Here is a 22,371-nt window from a genome sequence, read left to right as displayed (position 1 = left end):
TCGAGGAGGTTGTTTCATTGGTCGGTTGAACGGCGGGCGTAGGAGAGCATCTGTCCAGTTCCTCCATACTTGGTCGTCAGTCAGCGCGGCTGTTGGGCCAGCGGCGACAGGATCATCAATCATCCGTGAGACTGTAGCGGCGGCGTTTCAAAGAGGCTCCTCATTCCGACGCCATGAATCACGCCGAACGACAAAACCACGAAAGGTTGCTAGGAAATCCTGAGACGTCTCATTACCTCATGGGGCGAAGGCATGCGGGATGCTTCCTGGCATAGCACGTCCCGCATCCAGAGGCTTGCCTGATCACTATTGTGAAGCGCGGGCCATTGGAGGGCCTGTGTGAACGCGGGCAAAGGTAGCGGAAGGTCGGCGATCCGCAGGGGTATTGTCTTTTCGAGCTGCTTGACCAGGCGTAAGGGCATTGTCGCTATGCGCTCGGTCCCTGAAAGCATGAACGGAACCATGCTGAAGCCCTGCACGACTACTTCGACATGTCTCTTAAGCCCGTGCCCAAGCAAACACCATTCCTCGATGGAAGCAGCGTTCCCAAACTTCACCACAACGTGTCCCATCGACATATACCTCTCGAGTGTAAGTTGCTCCGAGAGTAGCTTGTTCGAGCGGCAGCCCACGCACACGAGGGTCTCCTCGAATAACGCCACCTTAGGATGTGCGCGCGACATGAGCAATTCCGGAAAGATGAGAAAATCGGCGTCACCGCGCCGCAAGTAATCATCGTAGTTATCGGCGATCGGCAGCAACTCGAAGCTGACGGCGGGCGCTTCTCGGGCGACACGCGTCACGACCTTTTCAAAAAAAACGAGTGCGGCGTAATCGGAAAGAATGACTCTGAAGCAGCGATCCGATTGAGCAGGGCAAAACGGATCCCAGGATATGATCGAAACCTGGATGTGAAGCAGAGCCTCGCGGACCGAAGGCGCGAGCCGCTCCGCACGCGGGGTTGGAACGAGTTCGCGACCGACCATGGTAAAAAGGTCGTCATTGAAATAGGTGCGTAACCTGCCGACGGCCGCGCTCATGGCCGGTTGGCTCAAGTTGATGCTGCGCGCTGCCGCCGTGAGGTTACGCTCGGTCATCAAGGCGTCGAGTGCGACGAGGAGATTCAGATCAAGGCCCTTGAACCGCATGTCTTCATCCATAGCGAGGTGGCGAGATAAAAGGTGAAAAGGCTTGGTCTCGCAGTGCGGCGCCACGAGAGATCAGCAAGCAAAGGGTCGCCTAAAATTGAGAAAGTATCGATGTTCCAGCCGCCGTGGCTTTGATGGTCTTACTGCTACCTTCAACCGACACGATTCAGTGGTGCCTGATCATTCTGGCGAGTAGCAGTGTTTTCCGAGGATAAAAGTTTCGGTCTGCGACGTCGATCACTTCGGCGCCTTCAATATGTACTTCGGGGGGTAAGACGCACTCGTAGCACTCACCTTCTTCGGCAGGAGTATCTTGGCAATTGAAGTCTTGAGTGTGCTCCGCTGAATGGGCTTTGTCAGCACCATTCAGGTTTGCGCGGGGGTCACTTGCCGCCGGGCCACAATCTTGGTTACGATCATCTGCTGCAAGTGACGGCCCGGCCCGCAATGTCAATGCGAGCAACGCTGCAACGATGACGTAGTAACCAATAACCTTCATGAGACGTTTCCTTTCTTCGGCTAAGGCCAGGCGATACCAGGTAGGATTGATGCCATTCCCGCCGCCAGTGCTTCGGGGCTACAGGCGTTGTTGGATTGGTTGAGAGCCTTTCAACGGATCATACCCGGTGGAGTGGAGACGGCCGTCTATGGAGCATCCGCGAAAATTGGTGAAATCTATTGTTTAAATGCGAGTCATCCATTTGATGCATGTAGACGACGTCTTGCCTGCCCGAACCAACAAGTGTCGCCAAACCCACTGTTTTCAGGGGCGCCTTTTCACCCAGTCCTTCTATCCTCAGTGGGCTTGCGCATGTCGTTGCCGCCATCCCCTTCATCCGGGATAGCAAAGGGCGCCGCGTGCGGGAGGGACACCCCTGCGTCTCCCGTCAGGCTACGACATTTTGTTCGATCGGCTGCCTTGTATGGAGAAGACCGGATTCCTGACGTTTCAGTGTCATCGTTTTGCAATGAGATAGAGGTAATGGCCGCAAGCCAGCTGGGTCGACCACGTTTGGCTTCCATCGCGGAACGTCGCCATTAGCTTTCGACGTTCATTTCGAATGATCGTAGCGTGATGAACAAGTCGGTCCACCGCGGCAAGCGTCATGGCCGGGTCCGGAAAGACTCGGTTCCATTCTCCAAAGGGCTGATTGGCGGTGATGATGATGGAGCGCCGCTCATATCTTGGGAGATGAGTTCGAAGAGCACGCGGGTTTCGGCCTGGTCCTAGTGACGTAGGCCAGGTCGTCGAGGATAAGCAGATCGAACTTGTCGAGCTTTGCGACGGCGGATTCGATCTGGAGTTCACGCGGTACGACCTGCAGTTTCTGGACGAGGTTGGTCGTGCGAGTGAACAGCACCCGCAACCGTTCTCGATCAGCGCGAGGTCGAGGGCCGCGGCGAGATGGCTCTTTCCGCCGCCCGGCGGACCGAACATGAGGATATTGGCACCTTTCGCGACCCAGCTGTCGCCAGCGGCAATGGCCATGACCTGGGCCTTGGAGACCATAGGGACTGCATCAAAATCAAAGCTGTCGAGCGTCTTTTCCGGTGGCAGGTTTCGCCTGGGCAAAATACGCCGACGCTTTGCGCAGAATCTCGTTGGCCTGACGAAGCTCGCGGCTCTCCCGCTCAAGAGCCTTCATAATCTCGGCGACATCGTTCGGCCGGCCTGCTCGCTTACCGCTATCGACCTCGGTCTTCTTCACCCATTCGTGTAGCGTGCGTGGCCGGCGAGCAGCCGATCTGGGCCGCGATAGATGAAGCGGCAGCCCACCGCGCGGGGTGCTCGGCTTCGTGATCCAGCACCATGCGGATGGCACGCTCACGGACTTCAGGCGAGAATTTGTTCGTTGTCTTGCTCATATCGGCTCCAATCTCTCATGAGTTGAAGCCTCCGGCAAACTCGGCGCGGTTCTTGAATCCCAAAAAGGGAACCGGCTATAGGCTTGTGTTTTTAAGCAAAACGTCACCCTCCACTCCTCGGGGATACTCAACTACCATCTGGAAGGAAGGTAAGAGCTCAAGAATGGCGCGCAGGGGAAGCTGGCCTTCATAAAGCTCATGATCACTATCCTCAGTATATATGTAACGCGTTCTCATCAGGATCTGATTGCCACCGGCAATAACGTCGGCCTCGGCTCCCTGCACATCCATCCAGATGAGATCTATATTCTCTAGGCCAGCTTCGCTGCACCAGTCATCCAGCCTCCTAGTCTCAACCGAAATCGGAGGGTCAAACCGAACCCACTCGTACTCAGAAAGATGGTTCTTGGGACGGCGTATCGAGCCCGAGAGATCCCATTCCTTAGCGCTGTCATTGCCATTGCTGGGATGAAACTCGATCATCCCGTTTCGGTCGCTGATCGCAACCTCGGATAGCCTCATCCGATCCCGATCAGAACCCATTTTCTCCTTGAAGCGTGCAGCGGCTCTGGGGTCTGGCTCAAAGCAATAGAGCTGGGCGCTCGGAAGAAGGCGCAGAAAGCGTTGAGCATCGCTTCCGTCATTGCACCCAATGTCAAAGATTACAGGGTTAGGCTTATCGAGAAGCGAAACGATCTGTCGATGTACGTTTAACTCACACACCGGATCCATCACAGTCTCCTTAACTTTTCGAAGTGCCCCTGCTGAACGAGCTCGGGCAGGATATCACTGAAATACCGAGCCATTTGGCCCTTCTTTCGACATGGTTGTTGACGCGTCGCCGTGCGATTAGGTGGGCACGGCGCATTGTCGGTCGCGGGCTTTGTTATTCGCGAGTTTGTTTGGCGTAACGAAGCGACCCCAAGCTATGCTGAAAGCCCACTAGTCACCGAGGCCTCAGCGGGGACGGATACCTGTGATTTGCGGCCACGTACCGGGCTTAAGCATATGCAACGCTGCTCCCAAATCTGCCGAAGTTCATTTAGGAAAGTCTCACGACTACCTGAAACAGGCGCGATTCCATCCAAAATGTCGCCAACCAGGGCTTCTCCCTCAATCCTAATTAGCTGTTCAAACAACCCCGGTGAAATACGCACGGCCTGCAGGCTGGAGGCGCCTGTGCGGATCTCACATACAGTCTCTTGCCGATCCAGGGTGGAATATGCACGCGCCTGATGGAGACTTGCGTAAGGTGGCAAGGAAACTGCTAGTTTATTCCACTCCTCCATCGTTGAGATTCGCTTCTTGACGAGAAATGGACCGATGACAAGTGCATCCAGGTCGGTCGTCAAAAAAGTCGTTACGGCATCCCTAACCGAATCCACTACCGGCTCGGCGTTGTTGTTAAACGACGTGTTGAGCAAGATCGGAACGCCGGTTCGCTTCCCGAAAGCATTGATTAGCTCCCAATATGCGGGATTTGTCTCGCGTGACACTGTCTGCAAACGAGCCGTACCATCTACGTGCGTGATGGCGCCTAGCGAACTACGCTTGGGTTCGCGCACAGACACTACGAAATTCATAAAAGGAAATTTGCGCAAGGTACCTGGCAGATCAAAAAATTCCACGGCGTCCTCCTCCAATACCGAGGGAGCAAATGGGCGGTAGCCTTCCCGCTTCTTGACCATCATATTAATTCGATCCTTGTTTGACGCCGGCCTCGGATCAGCAAGAATACTCCGGTTGCCTAGCGCCCGTGGACCGAACTCCGAACGCCCCTGCACCCAGGCGATCACGGCGCCATCCGCAATCCAATCGGCTGCTTTGCCTGTCACGTCATCACTCCGTTCAATTTCGAGATGCTGGCCCCAAGCAAAAAGTTCCTCCTCCACGCTTCCTTCGCTCTCCAGGTCGGGTCCCCAATAGACGTTTTGCAAACGCTCACGAGGTGCCGGATGCCCCAGATCATGAGACGCCATCAATGCGGCGCCTAGTGCGCAGCCAGCGTCATGGGCAGCCGGTTGCACGAAGATGTCGTCAAACATCCCCGAGTACAGCAGCTTGCCATTCAAAGTGCAGTTGTGAGCCACTCCTCCGGCCAAACACAGTCGTTCGATGCCCGTAACCTTGGTGTAATGCCGTAGGACGTGGAACACGATCCGTTCCAGTGCTTCCTGCAGTGAAGCACTCACATCTTTATGCTGCTGCGTGAACGGCATGCCTTTCTGGCGTATTTGAATGTTACTGAGCAACGTAGGACCAACTCGGTCGAGATGGACCCGATAACCACCGTCGTCTAGGAGTTCGTAAAATTGTTCGAAGATCTCGCGGTACGAAGCGGGATTGCCGTAAGGTGCCAGACCCATGATCTTATATTCATCGAACGCGCCATAACCTAGGTAGCGGATCGTTTCCAAGTATAGCAGCCCTAGAGAATCATTCTCCGGAAATGTCACGAGTGGCTCAATCTCCGTGCTGGAACCAATCGCCAAAAGCCCCGAAAGAAAGTCTCCACCGCCGTCAATTGAGAGGACCAAACTTCGCTCGAAGCCCGACATGAAAAACGAGCTCACCGCGTGCGACATATGGTGGCTCACGAACGACACACGTGAGGGATCAATTTCGGCACCAAATTCTTGCCCGAGTAATCCGCACAACAACAGTCTCGCGTCCGGTATTGGGGTACTTGGGTGAGAGAGGCGCACGCGCTCGAGCACAGCGTTGCAATAGGCCTCGGTCGCATAATACGCGATGCGGTCGATGTCGCTCAGGTGAACACCTGCAGATGCGAGGCAATATTGAATCGAACGCGTTGGTAACTTGTTGGAGTGCTTGTCCGGTTAAGGCGCTCCTCCTCGACCGCCGCTATCACTCGCCCGTCGCGAACGAGAACCGCAGCCCCATCGTGCATAAAGGTGTTCGGTAGATCGAACGAATTTTCGTAGACTCTGCTTAGACCGCCACTGAGCCCTAGACACAGCATGTTGCTCTCCAGTTCGTTTCGAAAGGTAGGTCGCTCTGGTCTGGCCACCGGCTTTCGCAGTTTCATAGGGTGGCGCTTGACAGTGCAGCTAGAGCTCACGGGTCGAAGCCGAAATCAGATCGTGACCGGATCGGTGAGATTGCCGACAATCGGCGCTAACAGAGCCCCAGACCGAAGCATTTGCGGCAGTAACGCCGCGTAACGTATCCACATTACCCAGTCCTTCATCTTTCCGCCCGACAGCCACAACGACGTTTGGTGGTCGCTGCAAAGGTCGCAGACCGTATCCTTGCAGCGGCGAGTGCGCCTGCGTTGGCTCCGAGGCATAGCACACAGAATTCCGCCGCCGGCCTCCGTCATTCGCATATGCGCCAGCACCGAACTCAGCTCCCACGCGGTGGGGCCGCCATTGATAATCACGTCGAACGGCGCCCACGGCGTGAGAACCGATCTGCAACAAACGCTAGAAGGGGAAGCAGTAGAAAGATGACCAGCGCGCGGTGAAGACGAATAGGAGGCGGCATCGACCGGGGCAAAAGTGCGTCCCGTGAGAGCCCACTGAAACGTCGAGAAGCAACGACCAAGATTCTACCCGATCACGTCGAGCGCAAGATAACGATCGAGACCAGGCAGCAGACCGACTGCCTCATCTCGTTTTCCCAGCACAGTCTCCACGGCACCCGAGGACCCATTTTAAGAACTCCGAATTACGGCTTTTACAAAACGCTTCTTCAGCGTCTTCTAATGGCAACCGTTTCGATCAGTAAAATCGATTGTTTGGATGGAATGCATTCACGAAAACGATGGCGTGACTCAGCAGTGAAGCGAGCGGCGACCCCATCCTTCTCTCTATGGCGGCCGTGTGCAAGGCAGATCCGCCTGTGACATTCGACCGACAAACTCCTCGTGTCTTGTCATAAAAGCAACACTCCTTCGCTACTCTTGTTTCAGCCGACAAAGCCAAGCCGCATGTTCGTCTCGGCACATCAATGAGCCTAATGGCGGCGCTAGCTGCAAGGAAACTGCGTTCGGTCTTGGTCAGCACCGCCGCTGCGAGTGCCGCGAAACGTGGGCCAAGCGCTTCAACATTTTCCCCGGCGTAAGTGCGCAGCATCTGGTCTTTGAAGCGCCAGCCGACGAAGGAGAAGCCTGGGTTGGTGCGCGGCTCCTTCACCACTTTAGGGACCGGGACGATAAATCGGCAGAGGCCGCGGTAACTCCAAAAAATAATGCGGCGCTAAAAAATTGGCCTCAGGCTAGACCGTGGGTATAGACTGGTAGTCCGGTAGGCGCTATTCGTGCTGTTCCAGCATAACATCAGCCACCCCGTGGATTCTCCAAGGCCTCTTATATTGAAAAAAGTGCAACGCAGTTTTGCCGTCGAGTACAAGAACGGCAGGCGAAAACTTGATGCCAGATCGAACTCGATCTGGGGCAATGTGGATCTAAAGTCAGTCGCGCGCGATCTAGAGGAAGAGGCATTGCCTTTTCTGTCAGGTAGCTCTCAGAGTGGCAAACCCGACAGCGAAATGTCTTTGCCGGAACAAGATCAGGCCGAGCAGTTGTTGACAGCGCCTCTCGGGCCGTCGACAACTGCATCAGATACACAGGAGATGAGCATGGCCGACGAGACTAATACGACAACCAAGGTCGATGGACAGACCGTTGTCGAAACGCCTAATGCGCCGAAGAAACAGCGCAAACCGCGCGCCAAAAAAGTCGCGGCACTCGAGACCGCGTTAGCTGACGCTACGGCAGAGCCGGCAGCTGCGCTGGCCGGGGACGGTGGTGTGAAGAGGAGAGGGCGCAAGACAAAGGCTATCGAAGCCACGGCGAGCGCCAAACGCGCACCTGTGCGCCGTGCTCCAAAGGCTGTGCAGGCAGCGCCGGCTGCCCCGATGACGGCGAGCGATGAAATGGCAGACCTTTTGCAGTTGGAAGAGGAAAATCAGCGGCTGCGCAAGCTTCTTGCTGGAAAACTTCGCGCTGAAAATGAAGATCTGCGCAAACGGCTCAAGCTCGATTGATATAAGCAGCCGGTCAATAAGCGACCGGATCTACATTCTTATCGAGACAAACAATTCGGCAACGGTAATGCTGTTGCCGGACCCCAAACTCACTGCCTGCTTGCGGGATAAAACGCGAGGTCGGATAGATGGCGTCTCCCTGGAAACTTCTTGCCCGACTGATCTCACCGGGTCGCGAACAAAAGCGAGAAAACGGCTCGGACCAGAAGGTTACGCCGGACACATTGGCCATTGCCGGTCCGACCGAAACGCCTGCCGAGAAGAGCCTGATAAGCGCCGTTCGACCGGCAAGCGAGGGGCCTCCCCGTCACGGCCATTCTCCTGCAATTTCCACCGAGTTTGTTGTTTCTAAGGAAGTCGGAATCGGTGGCCACGATCAGGTCGAAGGCCAAGATGCCAAAAACGTTGAGGCGGCCGATCCACCTCCATTCGGCGGGCTTAGTACCGACATCGCCGCTGGGCACGATGCTACGAGGCTCGAGCGAACTCTCGAGGTCGCCCCGCGTAAGAAGGCATCAGCCGCGATTGCAAACGCTGCCCCGGCAGTTCACACTGCGGACCAGATGAGCCTCGACGAAGACATCAGGGTGCTCAGGAGGCAGCTAGCCAGAAAGCTAAGGCTGCAAAACGCGCAGTTGAGAACAATGCTGGAGCGGTTTGAACGGTGACCTGTCGCAGTGCAACAACCTGTCGCCCTGGGCATGTAGTGGAGCCAGCGGCAGCATCACCTGTGTACGGCAAGGACAAATAATTGGGGTCCGAACACGGTCCCATTTCGTCGAGATCAACGACAAGAGTGTTTAGGCCATGTTCTAGGCATTTAACCGCGCTCGATCGCCACCGTGAACATCGAGCCTGCCGCAGGTTTCCTGGATGCGCGTCTCCGCCGCCTGCGCAATCGAAGCCGCATTGGTGGCGTCAAGCTGAACTGTCCGGGCGTCTGGTCCGTTTTGAACGAAGGTGTCGCCTGCTTCAAGTTGGCGCGCGCAACCGAGCCGGTGAAGCCGTGCTGCGCCAGACCTTTCACGATATTTGACGGCGGATTTCTTTGCCAGTGGCGAGAGCTGAACTGTGACGCGATCGAGACCGACACATGCCATGGACTGCGAATTCAGCGATCGATTTAAAATCGAGCAATTGGGGGCTTGCCTCCTGCCTAACATCTCGACGAACTCGAACTCGATTAAGTGATCACTCCAAGGTCCTCCGTTTGCCAGTCTAGATCGGCTGGCGGCCAAGATAAGCATCGAACGCGGCAGCGACATGGCGAAGGGCAGAGCGACGTTCGTGCCGCACACGGACTAAACCGTTGTCAAACTCAACGATCCCATCCTCAGCCAGAATCTCTAGCTGCTTAGCTGAACTCACTAGATGGGTCTGATCAAATCCCTGAGCCGTACAGATTGCTGATATGTCCGCCTCCAAGTAGCACATGAGCTGTTCGATGATTGCAGCTCTTACGCGATCCTCGGTAGCTAAACGGTAGCCCCTTGAGATCGCCAAGCGGCCGGATGCTATGTGCCGGTTATAACAGCTTTGCGTGAGATCGTTTTGAACGTAACCGTCGCCGCAACGACCAATGGCGGACGCGCCCAAACCGATGACAGTTGAGCAGGTTTCGGCAGAGTAACCAAGCGAATTTCGGCGCAGACGACCAGCTCTCTGTGCTATTGCAAGCTCGTCATCCGGCAAAGCAAAATGGTCGAGACCAATTTGCAGATAGCCTGCTGCAACTAACGTATCGGCCATGGCTGAGGCCTGCTCAGCTCGCGCGGCTATATCGGGCAGTGCTGCTGTGTCAATCAAGCGCTGATTTTTTCGAAAAGATGGAACGTGGGAATAACCGAAAACCGCGAGGCGGTCGGGACGCATCGCAATAGCTAACATAGCGCTCTCGAGACAGGACTGGACGGTTTGGTTCGGCAAACCGAACATCAAGTCGAAATTGATACGCCTGACCCCATGCAGGCGGAGGTTTTCGACGGCGGTCATCACTTGCGCCTCGCTCTGAATCCGGTTGATCGCTTTTTGTACGACGGGATCGAAGCTCTGCACACCGACGCTTGCGCGATTCACACCGGTTCTTTCTAGGGCTTCGGCCATATCGGTGGTGAACGTGCGCGGGTCGACCTCAACGGCAATGGTTGCACCTCGCTCAAGCGCAAAACGGCCGCGCAGGAGTTCCATTAGCGACAGGAAGTCTGCCGATGGCATAATGGTCGGGGATCCGCCGCCAAAGTGCACGTCACCCACGGAGAGTGCCTGCGGCACTTGCTCGGCGACCAGGCGGATTTCCTCGCGCAGCATTGCTAGATAATCGGTTATCAAAGTGTCCCGACGAGTGATGCTAGTCGGAAAACCACAATACCAGCACATCGAGCGGCAGAATGGAATGTGGAGATAGAGCGAGACAGCGTCATCAGTTCCCTGGCTTCTCAGCCATTGCTCATAAGTGTGGCGCCGATTTCTGGAGAAAACTCCTGTATTGTTGGGTAGATAGTATACCAAGGCAACTGCGCCCCGCTATTTGTGTTCGGAACGAAAATCGACGACGGTGCGCGCAAAGACTTTCGCCTGCAGTCCGTGTCACGTTCACATACAATATTTGACACGTTTTTTTCCCTCGAAAGCTGGGTCCCATTGGGCACGTGCCACGCCCGGAATGGACTTGATGTTCGATTTGACGTCGCATTCGGAAAGGGCCTTCGGCTCGTCGCCAGGCTCATCGCCGCTCGTTGCGACACTGAGGTGCTTCTTGCGGCGCTTCGCCGCCTTGTCTGGATATTGCGCTAACACTTCCGCAATGAGCTTTTCATGCAAAACGCTGTCATTCTCGTAATCAAGGCTCATGGGCCCCTGCCCCTTTCAAGGTTCGGGTTAGGTCGTCGTCGTCAAAGCGTCTTTCGTGGAAGGACGCGCTGGCTCAAGGGCCAGCGCGTCCTGTCGACAACGGCAGTTATTGAGCCGCAACCACCGCTGACTCCTTGGCCTGTAGTTCGGCCAGCATCTGCTCGTCGCTCTTCATGATGCCGAAGTCGAGCAGCATGTCTTCGAGCTCTTCCATGGTAATCGGGGTCGGAATGGTCCCTTGGCCCGAATTGGCATGGATCTTCTCGGCTAGCGCCCGATATTCCCCGGCCTGCTTGGAGTCCGGCGCGTACTGGATCACCGTCATCTTCCTGAGCTCGGCGTGCTGGACGATGTTGTCACGCGGCACAAAGTGGATGAGCTTGGAATTGAGCCTGGCAGCCAGCGCCTCGGAGAGGTCGAGCTCGCGGTCCGTCTGGCGCTCGTTACAGATCAGGCCGCCGAGCCGCACGCCGCCGGAATGGGCATATTTCAGGATGCCCTTGGCGATGTTGTTGGCGGCATAGAGCGCCATCATCTCGCCGGACATCACGATGTAGATCTCCTGGGCCTTGTTCTCACGGATCGGCATCGCAAAGCCACCGCACACCACATCGCCGAGCACGTCATAGGAGACGTAGTCGACATCGTCATATGCACCGTTCTCTTCAAGGAAATTGATCGAGGTGATGACGCCGCGCCCGGCGCAGCCGACGCCCGGTTCCGGACCGCCGGACTCCACGCACTTGATGCCTTTGTAGCCGGCCTTGAGCACGTCCTCGAGCTCAAGGTCTTCCACCGAACCTTCCTGCGCTGCCAGATGCAGAACCGTGTCCTGTGCTTTGGCGTTCAGGATCAGCCGGGTGGAGTCGGCTTTCGGGTCGCATCCGACGATCAGGATCTTCTGCCCGAGGTCGACAAGCGCTGCGAGCGTATTTTGGGAGGTGGTGGACTTGCCGATCCCCCCTTTGCCGTAAAATGCGATTTGACGCAAATCTGACATATCGCCTTCCTTCTTTCGTTCCATCCATCGCTGCGTAAAAGGCAGGCAGCTCGCGCCGCCTCGCATGGCAATCTTCAAAACCCGTGCCATGTGGGCAGCAGCATATAAATCAGTTGTTTTGCTGATCTTCAGCTATTTAATTCCAAACTTTCGAAGGCGGGATCGACAAACTCTTGTCTCGAAACCGCCAAACTGGACGAAGCGGCTGCGAGGTCTTGTCGGTTGGAAATCGCTTGCGTCAAAGATCAACAAATCTCGTCCGTATCCTTACATCTCAGGCGAGGGACAGAAGTAGTGTGGCAAATCGTAGAGCCAAACAGATCGGTACCGCATTGACGGCCGATCGGCTTCGCACCGCGCGTCGGAATTAAGGCCGGATGATCAGCAGAACGCATATGAAGGCACAGTAGAGATTGTCGCTTACAACAAGCTCGCTGTTATGCTGTCTCCATGAACAAATAGGAGGAATGCCGACAGCTTGGCAGCTGCAGTCTTGCAGGCCCGGATTGTTCCGCCATTGGCGAGATTGACAACGGAGCCGGTTTCGATCGTCAGCGGGCCAAATTCTGGAGGAAATGCTCGAAGGCTACAGCAAAGATCGTGAGCAAGCTATCAAGTTAAAGCGCTAGTCGCGGATGCTTTTTTCCGGCCGCACGCTCAGCTCCGACAAATTGTAGATCGCGTAGTCGAATATGGCGAAGAGCTTAAGGCAATTTTAGTAGGCGCTATAGAATGGACCGATGATCATTATCCGACGACGACATCACCGCTCATATTTAGGAAAGTGGCATTTGCGCGTGCCCGCACAGTCGCAACATCGGGAGCCATAATCCCCCGTATCGGTTCAACGTCGCCGGACAAGCCCGCCAAGATTGCATCTGTGGCCTTTACGTTTTCAAGATCTCGCGCCCGACGAACTCTGCCGCTCCAGAAAGACTTCCGCTTTCCTCAGGGAGAAAGCATTCATTAAAATCGCCGCATTCCTTGCAGCTGGGAGCGCTACAAAGGGAAAAGCCTTCAGCTTCGCAAATCTTGCGGTAGAAATATTTTTTCCACCTCATGTTGCTGGTGTTGCCTGCCGCCAGCGCCGGAAAATGCGCGAACAGCAATCTCCTAAGTTCGGCTTTGTCATGCAAGCCGAGATCCCGCCAGAGGTGGTCTTCACGCATGGAACGTCGCGCAATGATCTTAGCAAAACGCGCGCCCTCAGGGTCGCCTGGCCGCACATGCGCTAGGAGCATGTCGCGCAACAGTTGCTCCTCCGCATCAGGCACGCAATCACTCGCCTCTTGCAGGGCAAAGGCGCGGATAAGCCTTGCCGGGAAACTGCGGGTTGTATCCCGCAGCTCCCTAAGCGAAAGGCCGGTTGCCTCGGTCGCGGTGGCAATCCCCATCTCAATTTCTTCAAGTGCGCGCGAAAAAAAGCGGAAGAGCACATAGTCATCAAATAACTTGAGACCCATCTGGCATGGTCGGCTGAAATAGAGTGTTTGGCAATCGTCGCAGTGGTCGACGGCTATGCCGGTTTGACGTGCGGCGTCCGCAGTTGGTACCGCTACCGTCAAGACCCCGATGTGATGCACATTTGGCATGCGCTTCGTCGCTTTCTCCAATAATCGAATTCAGTTGGCTGCTTTGGTCCCCGGAAGGCGAACATTCAAAGGTTGTGCCAACTTGAGCAAGTGACAATTGAAGCCGGCTTTTCAATCACTCGATCGCCTGTGCAGCGGGAGGCGATCCCGCCTCCCGCTGTCGTCAAACGGACAAACGCAGGCTTTCAATCTGCGGCGCCGATTGAGCAGTCTGAGTGCGGCAATCTGAGGGAAGATCGAAGATCAACTGCTGCGCAACGACGCCTTAGCCGTCGATGAGAGTTATCATATGTCTCTTCGATAGTCCTCAGAGTAGTTGGAGACCGGGCCTGTTCGCCACACTCCGAGGGCCGCCGCCATAGCGAGCAACATGGCGGCGGCAGTATCTCTCCGGGATACGCAATAAAATCTGCCGCTTCCTATCTATTGCATTTTTTTACGTTCTCCGCTGACGTCGCGATCACCTTGTTTGGTTAGACGCTTTGGTCATGCACCAAGGTCGCTAATCAGGAAAATAGATTGATTGGATGCCGTCATCCGCGTTTTGAATAGCACTAAAAACGCGGCACCAAAAACGCCTGGGGACCGAGCGCGAACTCGCGACCGCGGCACTCAGTACACTTTAAGTCAGCCAACAGTGAGCGCGGCTGTTGCCCCGGTTGCGCTAGCCAAATGTCGTGATGCTCGGATGGAACTTGCCGATTGCAAATTTTCTTTCTGCTTTCAGCGTCGTAAGGGGTGCCTTGATAGAAGCTCCACTCGTCAGCTTCTCGCGTCTGCAGCATGGGAGATGATTTCCAATTCTGCCGGGGTATTCGTACAGCGTACAGCTCTCGTCAAACTTGGAACACGCACCCGTTTGCATAGCCTGCCCAAGGTCGGGATCCCGTTCCGCAAATTTGGGACAAATGTCGAGCCATACGAGCGGCGACGCCGATGGCCGCCGCGTTCGATTGCTGAACTCGCCTTAGCGACTGCGCGGCTGCTGGCATGGTCCAACATCGTCGCGTACATGTTTGGCGCGGAATTGGTATGGGGGCGGGCCGGAATAAAACCACGCGTATTCAAATATCTCAATAACGTCAACCAGATGGGCGACAGTGGAGCGACACGTCCGGAGCGTGACTTGAACTGAACCGAACCGAATTGGCGCAGGACCATTTACACAGCACGCTGAATCTGCATATTGCCGCGCGTTGTCGCTATCCCGAGTTGATGCACGAGTCGCTTTCGCTCCCGTCAAAAGCAGCTGGGCACGGGCTCTTTTCAAGAATTTAGAAGGCAAGGATATGGAAAATTTTGTGTATCTGTTGGAGCCGGAAACTGCGATCTTTCGCGCCGCTGAGCTCCCTGATCGCAACAGCATTGCATCGATCTCCGGTTTAATTGGCAGTGATCTTATTCAGATGATCCGCTTCGACGACATGCACTCGCTATTTGTTGGGGAAGAAGCTTTGCGAGTTGGGTTAACCGCCTTCACGATCTTTGACGGGTACCCGATCCCTCTTGCCGGGCAGATAGCGCTTTTGGGAGGCGACGGTAGTAAACCTTATCGTTCACCGTCAATAACGATGACGGAAGCCGCGCGACGTTTTCAATGTTGCCGGCCGGTGCTTGATCCTGTGTTTGTTCCGATGGACCGAGTGGCGAACAAGGGCCTCATCGTTGCGGGCGCACTGGAAAGCCTGCAAGTGCGTATTGATCGCCGCTCCCCGGTGCTCCTATGAGCGCAATGACGAATGAAAGGATCCAGGTCGCGCCGATTCGCTCAGAGTCCGCGAGCGTGCCGACATGGGCTCGAGAAACGGAAAGCTGACGCCTCAAAGCGGCGTTCACTACGTTGCCGAAGGCCTCCCGTTCAACTGGACAAAGGTCAACACTGAAGGGCGGAAGACGTTCAGTGCATTTGCCGAGTTGGAAGCCGCGAAGGAAAAAGTCGCCATTTTGGCGTGTTCGCGCTGACCCGGCTTTTGGCAACCTATGGCACCAGCTGAATGCCGAAGTAGTTGATCGCTGTCGACGGCGCAACCCGCTTTGCTTGCAGACGCTGTTTCAACGCCTGCTCTCGGCGAAGTCACGCACGTTCATAGCGTAGACGAACCGGGCGAAATCGTCGGCGTCGACGCAGTTGAAACATTGGACGAACGAACGGGAGCAAGACCTTGCCCTTTAGAACCTTTTTTTGCATCCTGCTGCTGGTCACGTGCACCAGCGCTGTTTCGGCCTACGCCGCCTCGCTTTCCATCTTCAAAGCGTTCGCCGTAACCTTAGCGGCTTCGGTTTTCCTTCAGGTCGTTTATTTCTTGAGCCTGCTATTTATGTCCTTCCGGCCCACGCGCGAGAGCGACAGGTCGATACATTCAGGAACTCGGCAGGCAGACGAGCCACAAAAACGTGATCGCGATAAAACAGAGCAGTCCAACGTCCCCAAGCTTGACCCAAGGCGTAAACGGCGCACCCCTTAGCGGTGTAGGTATTGACCGAATTCATCAGGCGTAAGCTCAATTCGATGTCATGGAACTATTCAACAACCTCCAGCAACCGAGGACCGCTTTCTTCACCACGGTGCGGCGGTCCATGAGATGCTGCATTGGTCTCCCGATTGCTTCATCTTCGGCATGGATCGGGCATCGTCTGGTTTAGAAGGCCTCCGACTAAGGCGACTGCTGCCGACCGCCGCTTCTGATTAGATGACATGTTTCCGGAAGAGAACATGCCTCGAAATTTGATCGTTTCCCGTTGCCTTTTGGACCTACGCCGATCGAGAAGCTCGACCGTCTCGGTAAGCGCGGGGGTGGAAACATTGAGAACAACGTCAACGAGATGACTGCAAGCTCGGAACTTGCATTTGGCGGAAATAAGCTCCGCAAACTTTATTACCGGAGGGTCGGCGGGTCCAGTCAGATTTACCCAAAGCCGGCGCTTTTAACGCGGCGGCGCGGTCGACGACGTTCCCGCCCATGGGACGAAAACTGGCGGGGCAACTTCGACGTCGAAGATGGCGCGGATTGTTGCACGAAAGCTCGCCTCGGGGCATCCCATGCAGGTCGCCGACTGTCGGACGCAGACCGGCGTTAGAGCAGGCTTTTGTCAGACATGTACTCCGCGGTTGTCGGCATTGAGACTGAATGGCGGGAGCTTGACACTACGCGCTGCTACGAAATGCCTGCGGAGCCCACGAATTCACTTCGGCACGCGATTTGCTCTGGTCACGGTATGTCGCCAATCGCAGCGCGATGGTCTTCGGGCGGCGCGTCGCTGTTCGCGTCCCGTGAGGTCCGATGGTTTGCTGTGGCAATGATAGTGGCTCGGTTGTGCGCCGGGAAAATGTGAGGAGTGTTGGATGCGATCTAGAATTCTTCGTTTGCGAGCCACACACGTCGCGAGCGGTACAGCCAAAGCGGCGGACCTTGAGCCAGGCGAGAAGCCGGGGGTGTGGGACTGGTTTGGAAGTTATGTTTGCGGACGGGTCGGTGGGCGGGTGGGGTCGAACCTGCTGCGCCAATTCCTACGGTCGGCCGACCTATGGCGTTACCGACATGTTCGATTTCAACCGGCTGCAAAACCCGCACCTGCCGCTCGGCCAAGGGCCGCATCTGTGCGTGGGCGCTGCGCTGGCGCGCCTGAAATTGGGACGTGCCTTCCCCCCGCCGTTCGTGCGGCCGGAGGATCTGGCGCTGGCAATCGCCGCGGAGGACGTCGTCTACACGCTGTCTTAACTCATTTGCTGCCCGCAGTCTGCCCGTCATCTTCCGCCCCTTCCGGGCTTAAAGAGTGAAGCGTCACCATGTCCGAACAATCCTTGCCGACGCTGCCGATGTGGCGGGTCGATCACATCGAGCCCTCGCCCGAGATGTTGGCGCTACGCGCCAAAGGTCCGATCCACCGCGTGCGCCTTCCGTCCGGGCACGAATGCTGGTGGGTGACAGGCTATGACGAGGCCAAGGCGGTGCTGTCTGACGCGGCATTCCGGCCCGCGGGAATGCCTCCGGCGGATTTCACCCCAGATTCGGTCATTCTCGGTTCGCCGGGATGGCTGGTCTCGCACGAAGGGGACGAGCATGCTCGGTTACGCACGATCGTGGCGCCGGCCTTCAGCAACAGCAGGGTGAAGCTGCTTACGCAGCAGGTCGAGGCAATCACCGTGCAGTTGTTCGATACGCTGGCGGTTCAGCCCCAGCCCGCAGACTTGCGACGCCATCTCTCCTTTCCGCTTCCGGCCAAGGTAATCAGCGCGCTGATGGGCGTGCCCTTCGAGGAACACGCCTTTTTCGCAGGGCTCTCCGACGAGGTGATGACGCACCAGCATGAAAGCGGCCCGCGCAGCGCGTCCGGCCTGGCCTGGGAAGAGCTCCGCGCCTACATCCACGGCAAAATACGGGGCAAGCGACAGGATCCGGGCAATAACCTGCTGACGGATCTGCTAGCCGCGGTCGACCAGGGCAAAGCGACCGAGGAAGAGGCGATCGGCCTCGCGGCGGGCGTGCTGGTGGCGGGGCACGAGAGCACCGTCGCGCAGATCGAATTCGGCCTGCTGGCCATGTTTCGCCATCCGCAGCAGCGCGAACGCCTGGTCCGCGATCCTTCCCTGGTGGACAAGGCAGTGGAAGAAATACTGCGCATGTATTCGCCTGGCGCGGGGTGGGACGGCATCATGCGCTATCCCCGGACCGACGTTACCATCGCGGGCGTGCATATACCCGCGGAGAGCAAAGTACTGGTCGGCCTGCCGGCGACCTCGTTTGATCCGCGCCATTTCAAAGACCCGGAAGTCTTCGACATCGGACGCGACGCAAATCCCCACCTGGCGTTCTCCTACGGGCAGCACAATTGCATCGGGGCGGCGCTGGCGAGGCTGGAACTGAAGGCCATATTCGGTTCGATCTTCCAGCGCTTTCCCGCGTTGCGCCTGGCCGTGGCGCCCGAGGAACTGAAGTTGCGCAAGGAGATCATCACCGGCGGGTTCGAGGAGATGCCGGTGCTCTGGTGCGGACGCCCCCCGGCATCGCAATCTTCTCATTTGGCGGCGCCTGGCGCGCACCGGTCAGATCAGCCACTCGACAGGTAATCAAGATGGACGTGCAAGACACCACGGCAGCATGCCACGACGCCTTCGCCGAGCTGGCGTCGCCAGCATGCATCCAAGACCCGTACCCGTTCATGCGGTGGTTGCGAGAGCACGATCCGGTGCACCGCGCGGCGTCGGGCCTCTTTCTGTTGAGCCGCCACGCCGACATCTACTGGGCGTTCAAGGCTACGGGCGATGCGTTTCGGGGGCCGGCGCCATCCGAACTGGCGCGCTATTTCCCGCGTGCGGCGAGCAGCCTGTCGCTCAATCTGCTGGCGTCTACGCTAGCCATGAAGGAACCACCGACGCATACGCGTCTGCGCCGGCTGATTTCGCGCGATTTTACCGTGGGCCAGATCGACAACCTGCGGCCGAGCATCGCGCGCATCGTCGCAGCTCGCCTGGATGGCATGGCGCCCGCACTGGAGCGAGGAGAGGCGGTGGACCTGCATCGGGAATTCGCACTGGCCTTGCCCATGCTTGTCTTCGCTGAATTGTTCGGCATGCCCCAAGACGACGTTTTCGAGCTCTCAGCGATCGTCAGCGCCATTCTAGAAGGCCTGAGCCCGCACGCCAGCGATCCACAGCTCGCCGCGGCGGACGTGGCCAGCGCCAGGGTGAAGGCCTATTTCGGCGACCTCATACTGCGCAAGCGCGCCGATCCTCGCCGCGACATCGTGTCGACACTGGTCGGCGCACACACCGACGACGCCGATACGCTCTCGGACGCGGAGTTGATCAGCATGCTGTGGGGCATGTTGCTGGGCGGCTTCGCCACCACTGCTGCGACTATCGACCATGCGGTGCTGGCGATGCTGGCCTACCCCGAGGAGCGGCACTGGCTGCAGGGAGACGCCGCAGGGGTGGAGGCATTTGTAGAAGAAGTACTGCGCTGCGAGGCGCCGGCCATGTTCAGCTCCATTCCGCGTATCGCCCAGCGCGACATCGAACTGCATGGCGTGGTGATCCCGAAGGACGCGGACGTGCGCGTGCTGATCGCGGCGGGCAATCGCGACCCGGACGCTTTCGCTGATCCCGACCGCTTCGATCCGGTGCGGTTCTACGGCACCAGGCCTGGCATGTCGAGCGACGGAAAGATTATGCTGAGCTTCGGCCACGGCATCCACTTCTGCCTAGGTGCTCAACTCGCCAGGGTGCAACTGGCCGAGAGCCTGCCGCAGATCCAGGCTCGCTTCCCCACGTTGGCCTTGGCCGAGCAGCCGACCCGGGAGCCCTCAGCGTTCCTTAGGACGTTCCGCGCGCTGCCGGTGCGGCTACACGCGCAGGCGGCGGCTGAGGTTCGCGTCGTGGTCGACCAGGACCTGTGCGGAACCACTGGTCAGTGCGTGTTGACGCTGCCGGGCACCTTTCGTCAGCGCGAGCCGGACGGCGTGGCGGAAGTGTGCATGGCGACGGTCCCGCAGGCGCTGCACGCCGCCGTGCGCCTAGCAGCCAGCCAGTGCCCGGTCGCGGCCATTCGGGTGATCGAAAGCGAAGCCGGCGATGACCATTGCACCAACCCCGGCCCTACGCCCTCTCCGGCAGACGCTGAGCGACATGCAGCGAAAGACCTACGCAATCCAGGAGAACATGATGGAACGATTTAAAGGCAAGGTGGCCGTGGTGACCGGCGCCGGCGCCGGGATCGGCAAGGCATGCGCCCTCGCCATCGCGCGCGAGGGCGGCAGAGTGGTGGTGGCCGACATTGATGGCCCCGCTGCCATCGCCTGCACCGCACAGATCGCAGCCGAAGCGGGCCAAGCGCTGGCCGTGGCCATGGACATCGCAGATGCGCAGGCGGTGGCAGAGCTGTTCAAAACGGCGAAGCGGCGCTTCGGTGGGGTCGACGTGCTTGTGAACAATGCGAGCGCCATGCATTTGACTCCGCACGACCGCGCGATCCTCGACCTGGACGTGGCGGTCTGGGACCAGACCATGGCGACCAATTTGCGCGGCACGCTCCTTTGCTGCCGGCAGGCCATCCCACAAATGATCGGCCGTGGTGGTGGCGCGATCGTGAACATGTCATCGTGCCAAGGGCTCAGCGGCGACACCGCACTGACGTCATACGCCGCGTCGAAGGCCGCAATGAACATGCTGTCGGCCTCGCTTGCCACCCAATACGGACACGCGAAGATCCGCTGCAACGCGGTTGCGCCAGGTCTTGTCATGACCGAACGTCTCTTCGCCAAGCTGGACGAGTGCATGCAACGGCATCTACACCGGCACCAGCTCCTGCCGCACGTCGGCCGCCCCGAGGACGTAGCCGCGCTGGTCGCGTTCCTGCTCTCGGAGGAGGCTGCGTTCATCACCGGCCAGGTGGTGTGCATCGACGGCGGCATGTTGGCGCATGTTCCAACCTACGCCGACGGTGGCAACAGCGCGGCTCGGCCGGCCGGTGACGCCGCCGAAGCAACCGCAGCGTCGCATTGGTGATGGACATGCTGCTCAACCCGCTGAACCGCTGGCGCCGGCTACGGGACGACATCCCGGTCATGCCTGGCGCTTTCCCCCTGGTCGGGCATCTTCCCGCCATCGTCTGCGATCTGCCGCGCCTGCTGCGGCGCGCGGAAAGGACCCTAGGCAGCCACTTCTGGCTGGACTTCGGCCCGGCCGGACACCTGATGACATGCCTGGATCCAGATGCGCTCGCATTGCTCCGGCACAAGGAAGTGTCCTCGGCCCTGATCGAAGAGATGGCGCCCGACATCCTTGGCGGAACGTTGGTCACTTTGGACGGTAGCGCGCACCGGCAGGCGCGCGATGGGATAAAAGCGGCGTTTCTGCCGAGGGGTCTGACCGAGGCCGGCATCGGCGAGCTGTTCGAACCAATTATTAGGGCTCAGGTCAAGGCGTGGCGCGACCGCGGTGAAGTCGCTATCCTGCCAGACACCCGCAACCTGATGCTCAAACTCACCTTCAGTCTCATGGGCATCCCCGCCCAAGACCTGTCGGAGTGGCATCGCAAGTACCGGCAACTGCTACAATTGATGGTCGCGCCCCCGATCGACCTGCCGGGGATGCCCTTGCGACGCGGCCGCGCCGCCCGCGATTGGATCGACGCGCAGTCGCGCCAGTTCATCCGGGACGCGCGCGCGCGCCGCGCGCACCGGGTTGATCAACGACATGGTGAGCGCCTTCGATTGCAGCGATGGCGCGCTCTCCGATGACGTCCTGGTCGCCAATATCCGCTTGCTGCTGCTTGCCGGCCACGAGACCTCCGCCTCGACGATAGCCTGGATGGTGATCGAGCTGGCGCAGCATCCAGAGCTGTGGGACGCCCTGGTCGAAGAGGCGCAACGCGTGGGCGCGGTGCCGACCGGGCACGAGGACCTGGCGCAATGTCCGGTCGCAGAGGCGCTGTTTCGGGAGACGCTACGAATGCATCCGGCTTCCTCGCTCGTACCGCGTCGCGCGATGCAGGAATTACAACTCGGCCAGCGGCGCATTCCTGCGGGCACTCATTTGTGCATCCCACTACTGCATTTCTCGACCTCGCCGCTGCTGCACGAAGCGCCCGATCAGTTCCGTCTGGGGCGGTGGCTGCAACGCACGGAGCCGATCCGGCCGGTGGACATGCTGCAGTTCGGTGCCGGCCCACACGTCTGCATGGGCTATCACCTTGTATGGCTGGAGCTGGTGCAGTTCAGCATCGCCTTGGCATTGACCATGCAGGAGGCCGGGGTGCGGCCGCGATTGATGAGCGGCGTCGAAAAAGGCCGGCGCTATTACCCGACCGCACATCCGTCCATGACAGTCCGCATCGGATTCTCATGAGCTGGGATCCTCTGCCCCGTGTCAAGAGGCAGCGGCGACGACGATGGGTGGCATTGCTGC

At 58.1% G+C, this 22,371-nt stretch carries 15 protein-coding genes and 6 pseudogenes; 10 read left to right on the top strand and 11 right to left on the bottom strand.

The annotated features are described in order from the left end of the window. Window positions 1–209: 209 nt before the first annotated feature. The 7 genes and pseudogenes from nodD1 to RHEC894_RS25875 all read right to left on the bottom strand — a co-directional run bounded on the left by nodD1 (window position 210) and on the right by RHEC894_RS25875 (window position 7,174). The gene (nodD1, locus tag RHEC894_RS25910; RefSeq protein ID WP_029532439.1) at window positions 210–1,148 is read right to left on the bottom strand and encodes a transcriptional regulator NodD1; all 939 of its coding nucleotides are present in this window, start codon (window positions 1,146–1,148) and stop codon (window positions 210–212) included. A gap of 166 nt (window positions 1,149–1,314) precedes the next feature. Next, window positions 1,315–1,647 (bottom strand): nodulation protein NolE, encoded by a 333-nt coding sequence (gene nolE, locus RHEC894_RS25905; protein ID WP_012489573.1) that lies wholly within the window; start codon window positions 1,645–1,647, stop codon window positions 1,315–1,317. A 539-nt stretch (window positions 1,648–2,186) separates the two neighbouring features. Further along, window positions 2,187–2,706, bottom strand: a pseudogene (gene istB / locus RHEC894_RS25900) (IS21-like element helper ATPase IstB); the annotation flags it as partial. A gap of 13 nt (window positions 2,707–2,719) precedes the next feature. Continuing rightward, a pseudogene (locus tag RHEC894_RS25895) lies at window positions 2,720–3,014 on the bottom strand (transposase); the annotation flags it as partial. Window positions 3,015–3,089: 75 nt separating this feature from the next. Next, window positions 3,090–3,746 (bottom strand): FkbM family methyltransferase, encoded by a 657-nt coding sequence (locus RHEC894_RS25890; protein ID WP_012489572.1) that lies wholly within the window; start codon window positions 3,744–3,746, stop codon window positions 3,090–3,092. A 194-nt stretch (window positions 3,747–3,940) separates the two neighbouring features. After that, window positions 3,941–5,997, bottom strand: a pseudogene (locus RHEC894_RS25885) (carbamoyltransferase). Window positions 5,998–6,757: 760 nt separating this feature from the next. After that, window positions 6,758–7,174, bottom strand: a complete 417-nt coding sequence (locus RHEC894_RS25875; RefSeq protein WP_011053452.1) for a hypothetical protein — start codon at window positions 7,172–7,174, stop codon at window positions 6,758–6,760. A 175-nt stretch (window positions 7,175–7,349) separates the two neighbouring features. Here RHEC894_RS25875 and RHEC894_RS25870 point away from each other — a divergent pair, with 175 nt between their 5' ends. Continuing rightward, window positions 7,350–8,024, top strand: a complete 675-nt coding sequence (locus RHEC894_RS25870; protein ID WP_029875595.1) for a transcriptional regulator — start codon at window positions 7,350–7,352, stop codon at window positions 8,022–8,024. Window positions 8,025–8,152: 128 nt separating this feature from the next. After that, a complete protein-coding gene (locus RHEC894_RS25865) occupies window positions 8,153–8,692 on the top strand; it encodes a hypothetical protein (protein WP_004679185.1) in 540 nt (179 codons plus the stop codon). Window positions 8,693–9,242: 550 nt separating this feature from the next. Here RHEC894_RS25865 and hemN read toward each other — a convergent pair. The 4 genes and pseudogenes from hemN to RHEC894_RS25840 all read right to left on the bottom strand — a co-directional run bounded on the left by hemN (window position 9,243) and on the right by RHEC894_RS25840 (window position 13,466). Further along, window positions 9,243–10,588: pseudogene (hemN, locus tag RHEC894_RS25855) on the bottom strand (oxygen-independent coproporphyrinogen III oxidase). An 88-nt stretch (window positions 10,589–10,676) separates the two neighbouring features. After that, window positions 10,677–10,874: pseudogene (locus RHEC894_RS25850) on the bottom strand (nitrogenase); the annotation flags it as partial. 106 nt (window positions 10,875–10,980) lie between these two features. Then, window positions 10,981–11,874, bottom strand: coding sequence for a nitrogenase iron protein (gene nifH / locus RHEC894_RS25845; RefSeq protein WP_004675840.1), 894 nt, complete (start codon window positions 11,872–11,874; stop codon window positions 10,981–10,983). Window positions 11,875–12,761: 887 nt separating this feature from the next. Further along, complete coding sequence (locus tag RHEC894_RS25840; RefSeq protein WP_085739653.1) at window positions 12,762–13,466, bottom strand: nitrogen fixation protein NifQ; 705 nt, start codon at window positions 13,464–13,466, stop codon at window positions 12,762–12,764. Between the two features lie 688 nt (window positions 13,467–14,154). On the opposite strand from RHEC894_RS25840, the gene RHEC894_RS32695 reads away from it, so the two are divergent. From RHEC894_RS32695 to RHEC894_RS25795, 8 genes and pseudogenes are all read left to right on the top strand, one after another. Next, entirely contained in the window at window positions 14,155–14,601 is a 447-nt protein-coding gene (locus RHEC894_RS32695; RefSeq protein WP_164517718.1) for a hypothetical protein, read from the top strand. Window positions 14,602–14,755: 154 nt separating this feature from the next. Continuing rightward, window positions 14,756–15,193 (top strand): protein psiB, encoded by a 438-nt coding sequence (locus RHEC894_RS25830; RefSeq protein WP_085739652.1) that lies wholly within the window; start codon window positions 14,756–14,758, stop codon window positions 15,191–15,193. A 64-nt stretch (window positions 15,194–15,257) separates the two neighbouring features. Beyond that, the gene (locus RHEC894_RS25825; protein ID WP_085739651.1) at window positions 15,258–15,428 is read left to right on the top strand and encodes a CCE_0567 family metalloprotein; all 171 of its coding nucleotides are present in this window, start codon (window positions 15,258–15,260) and stop codon (window positions 15,426–15,428) included. A 1,577-nt stretch (window positions 15,429–17,005) separates the two neighbouring features. Beyond that, on the top strand, window positions 17,006–17,185 hold the full coding sequence (locus RHEC894_RS33600; protein ID WP_085739701.1) for a cytochrome: 180 nt from the start codon (window positions 17,006–17,008) through the stop codon (window positions 17,183–17,185). Window positions 17,186–17,253: 68 nt separating this feature from the next. Next, entirely contained in the window at window positions 17,254–18,534 is a 1,281-nt protein-coding gene (locus RHEC894_RS25810; RefSeq protein WP_085739650.1) for a cytochrome P450, read from the top strand. Between the two features lie 5 nt (window positions 18,535–18,539). Continuing rightward, window positions 18,540–20,141: a cytochrome P450 gene (locus RHEC894_RS25805; RefSeq protein ID WP_011053444.1), complete on the top strand. Its 1,602-nt coding sequence runs from the start codon at window positions 18,540–18,542 to the stop codon at window positions 20,139–20,141. Beyond that, complete coding sequence (locus tag RHEC894_RS25800) at window positions 20,128–20,970, top strand: SDR family oxidoreductase (protein ID WP_018247209.1); 843 nt, start codon at window positions 20,128–20,130, stop codon at window positions 20,968–20,970. Before RHEC894_RS25805 ends, RHEC894_RS25800 begins: the two co-directional genes overlap by 14 nt. Then, window positions 20,970–22,311: pseudogene (locus RHEC894_RS25795) on the top strand (cytochrome P450). The gene RHEC894_RS25800 and the pseudogene RHEC894_RS25795 overlap by 1 nt, the downstream one beginning before the upstream one ends. Window positions 22,312–22,371 lie beyond the last annotated feature (60 nt).

The organism is Rhizobium sp. CIAT894 (assembly GCF_000172795.2).
In the GTDB taxonomy this organism is placed as follows: domain Bacteria; phylum Pseudomonadota; class Alphaproteobacteria; order Rhizobiales; family Rhizobiaceae; genus Rhizobium.
The sequence above is the reverse complement of the archived record's forward strand: the minus strand, read 5'-3'. Positions and strand labels throughout refer to the sequence as shown.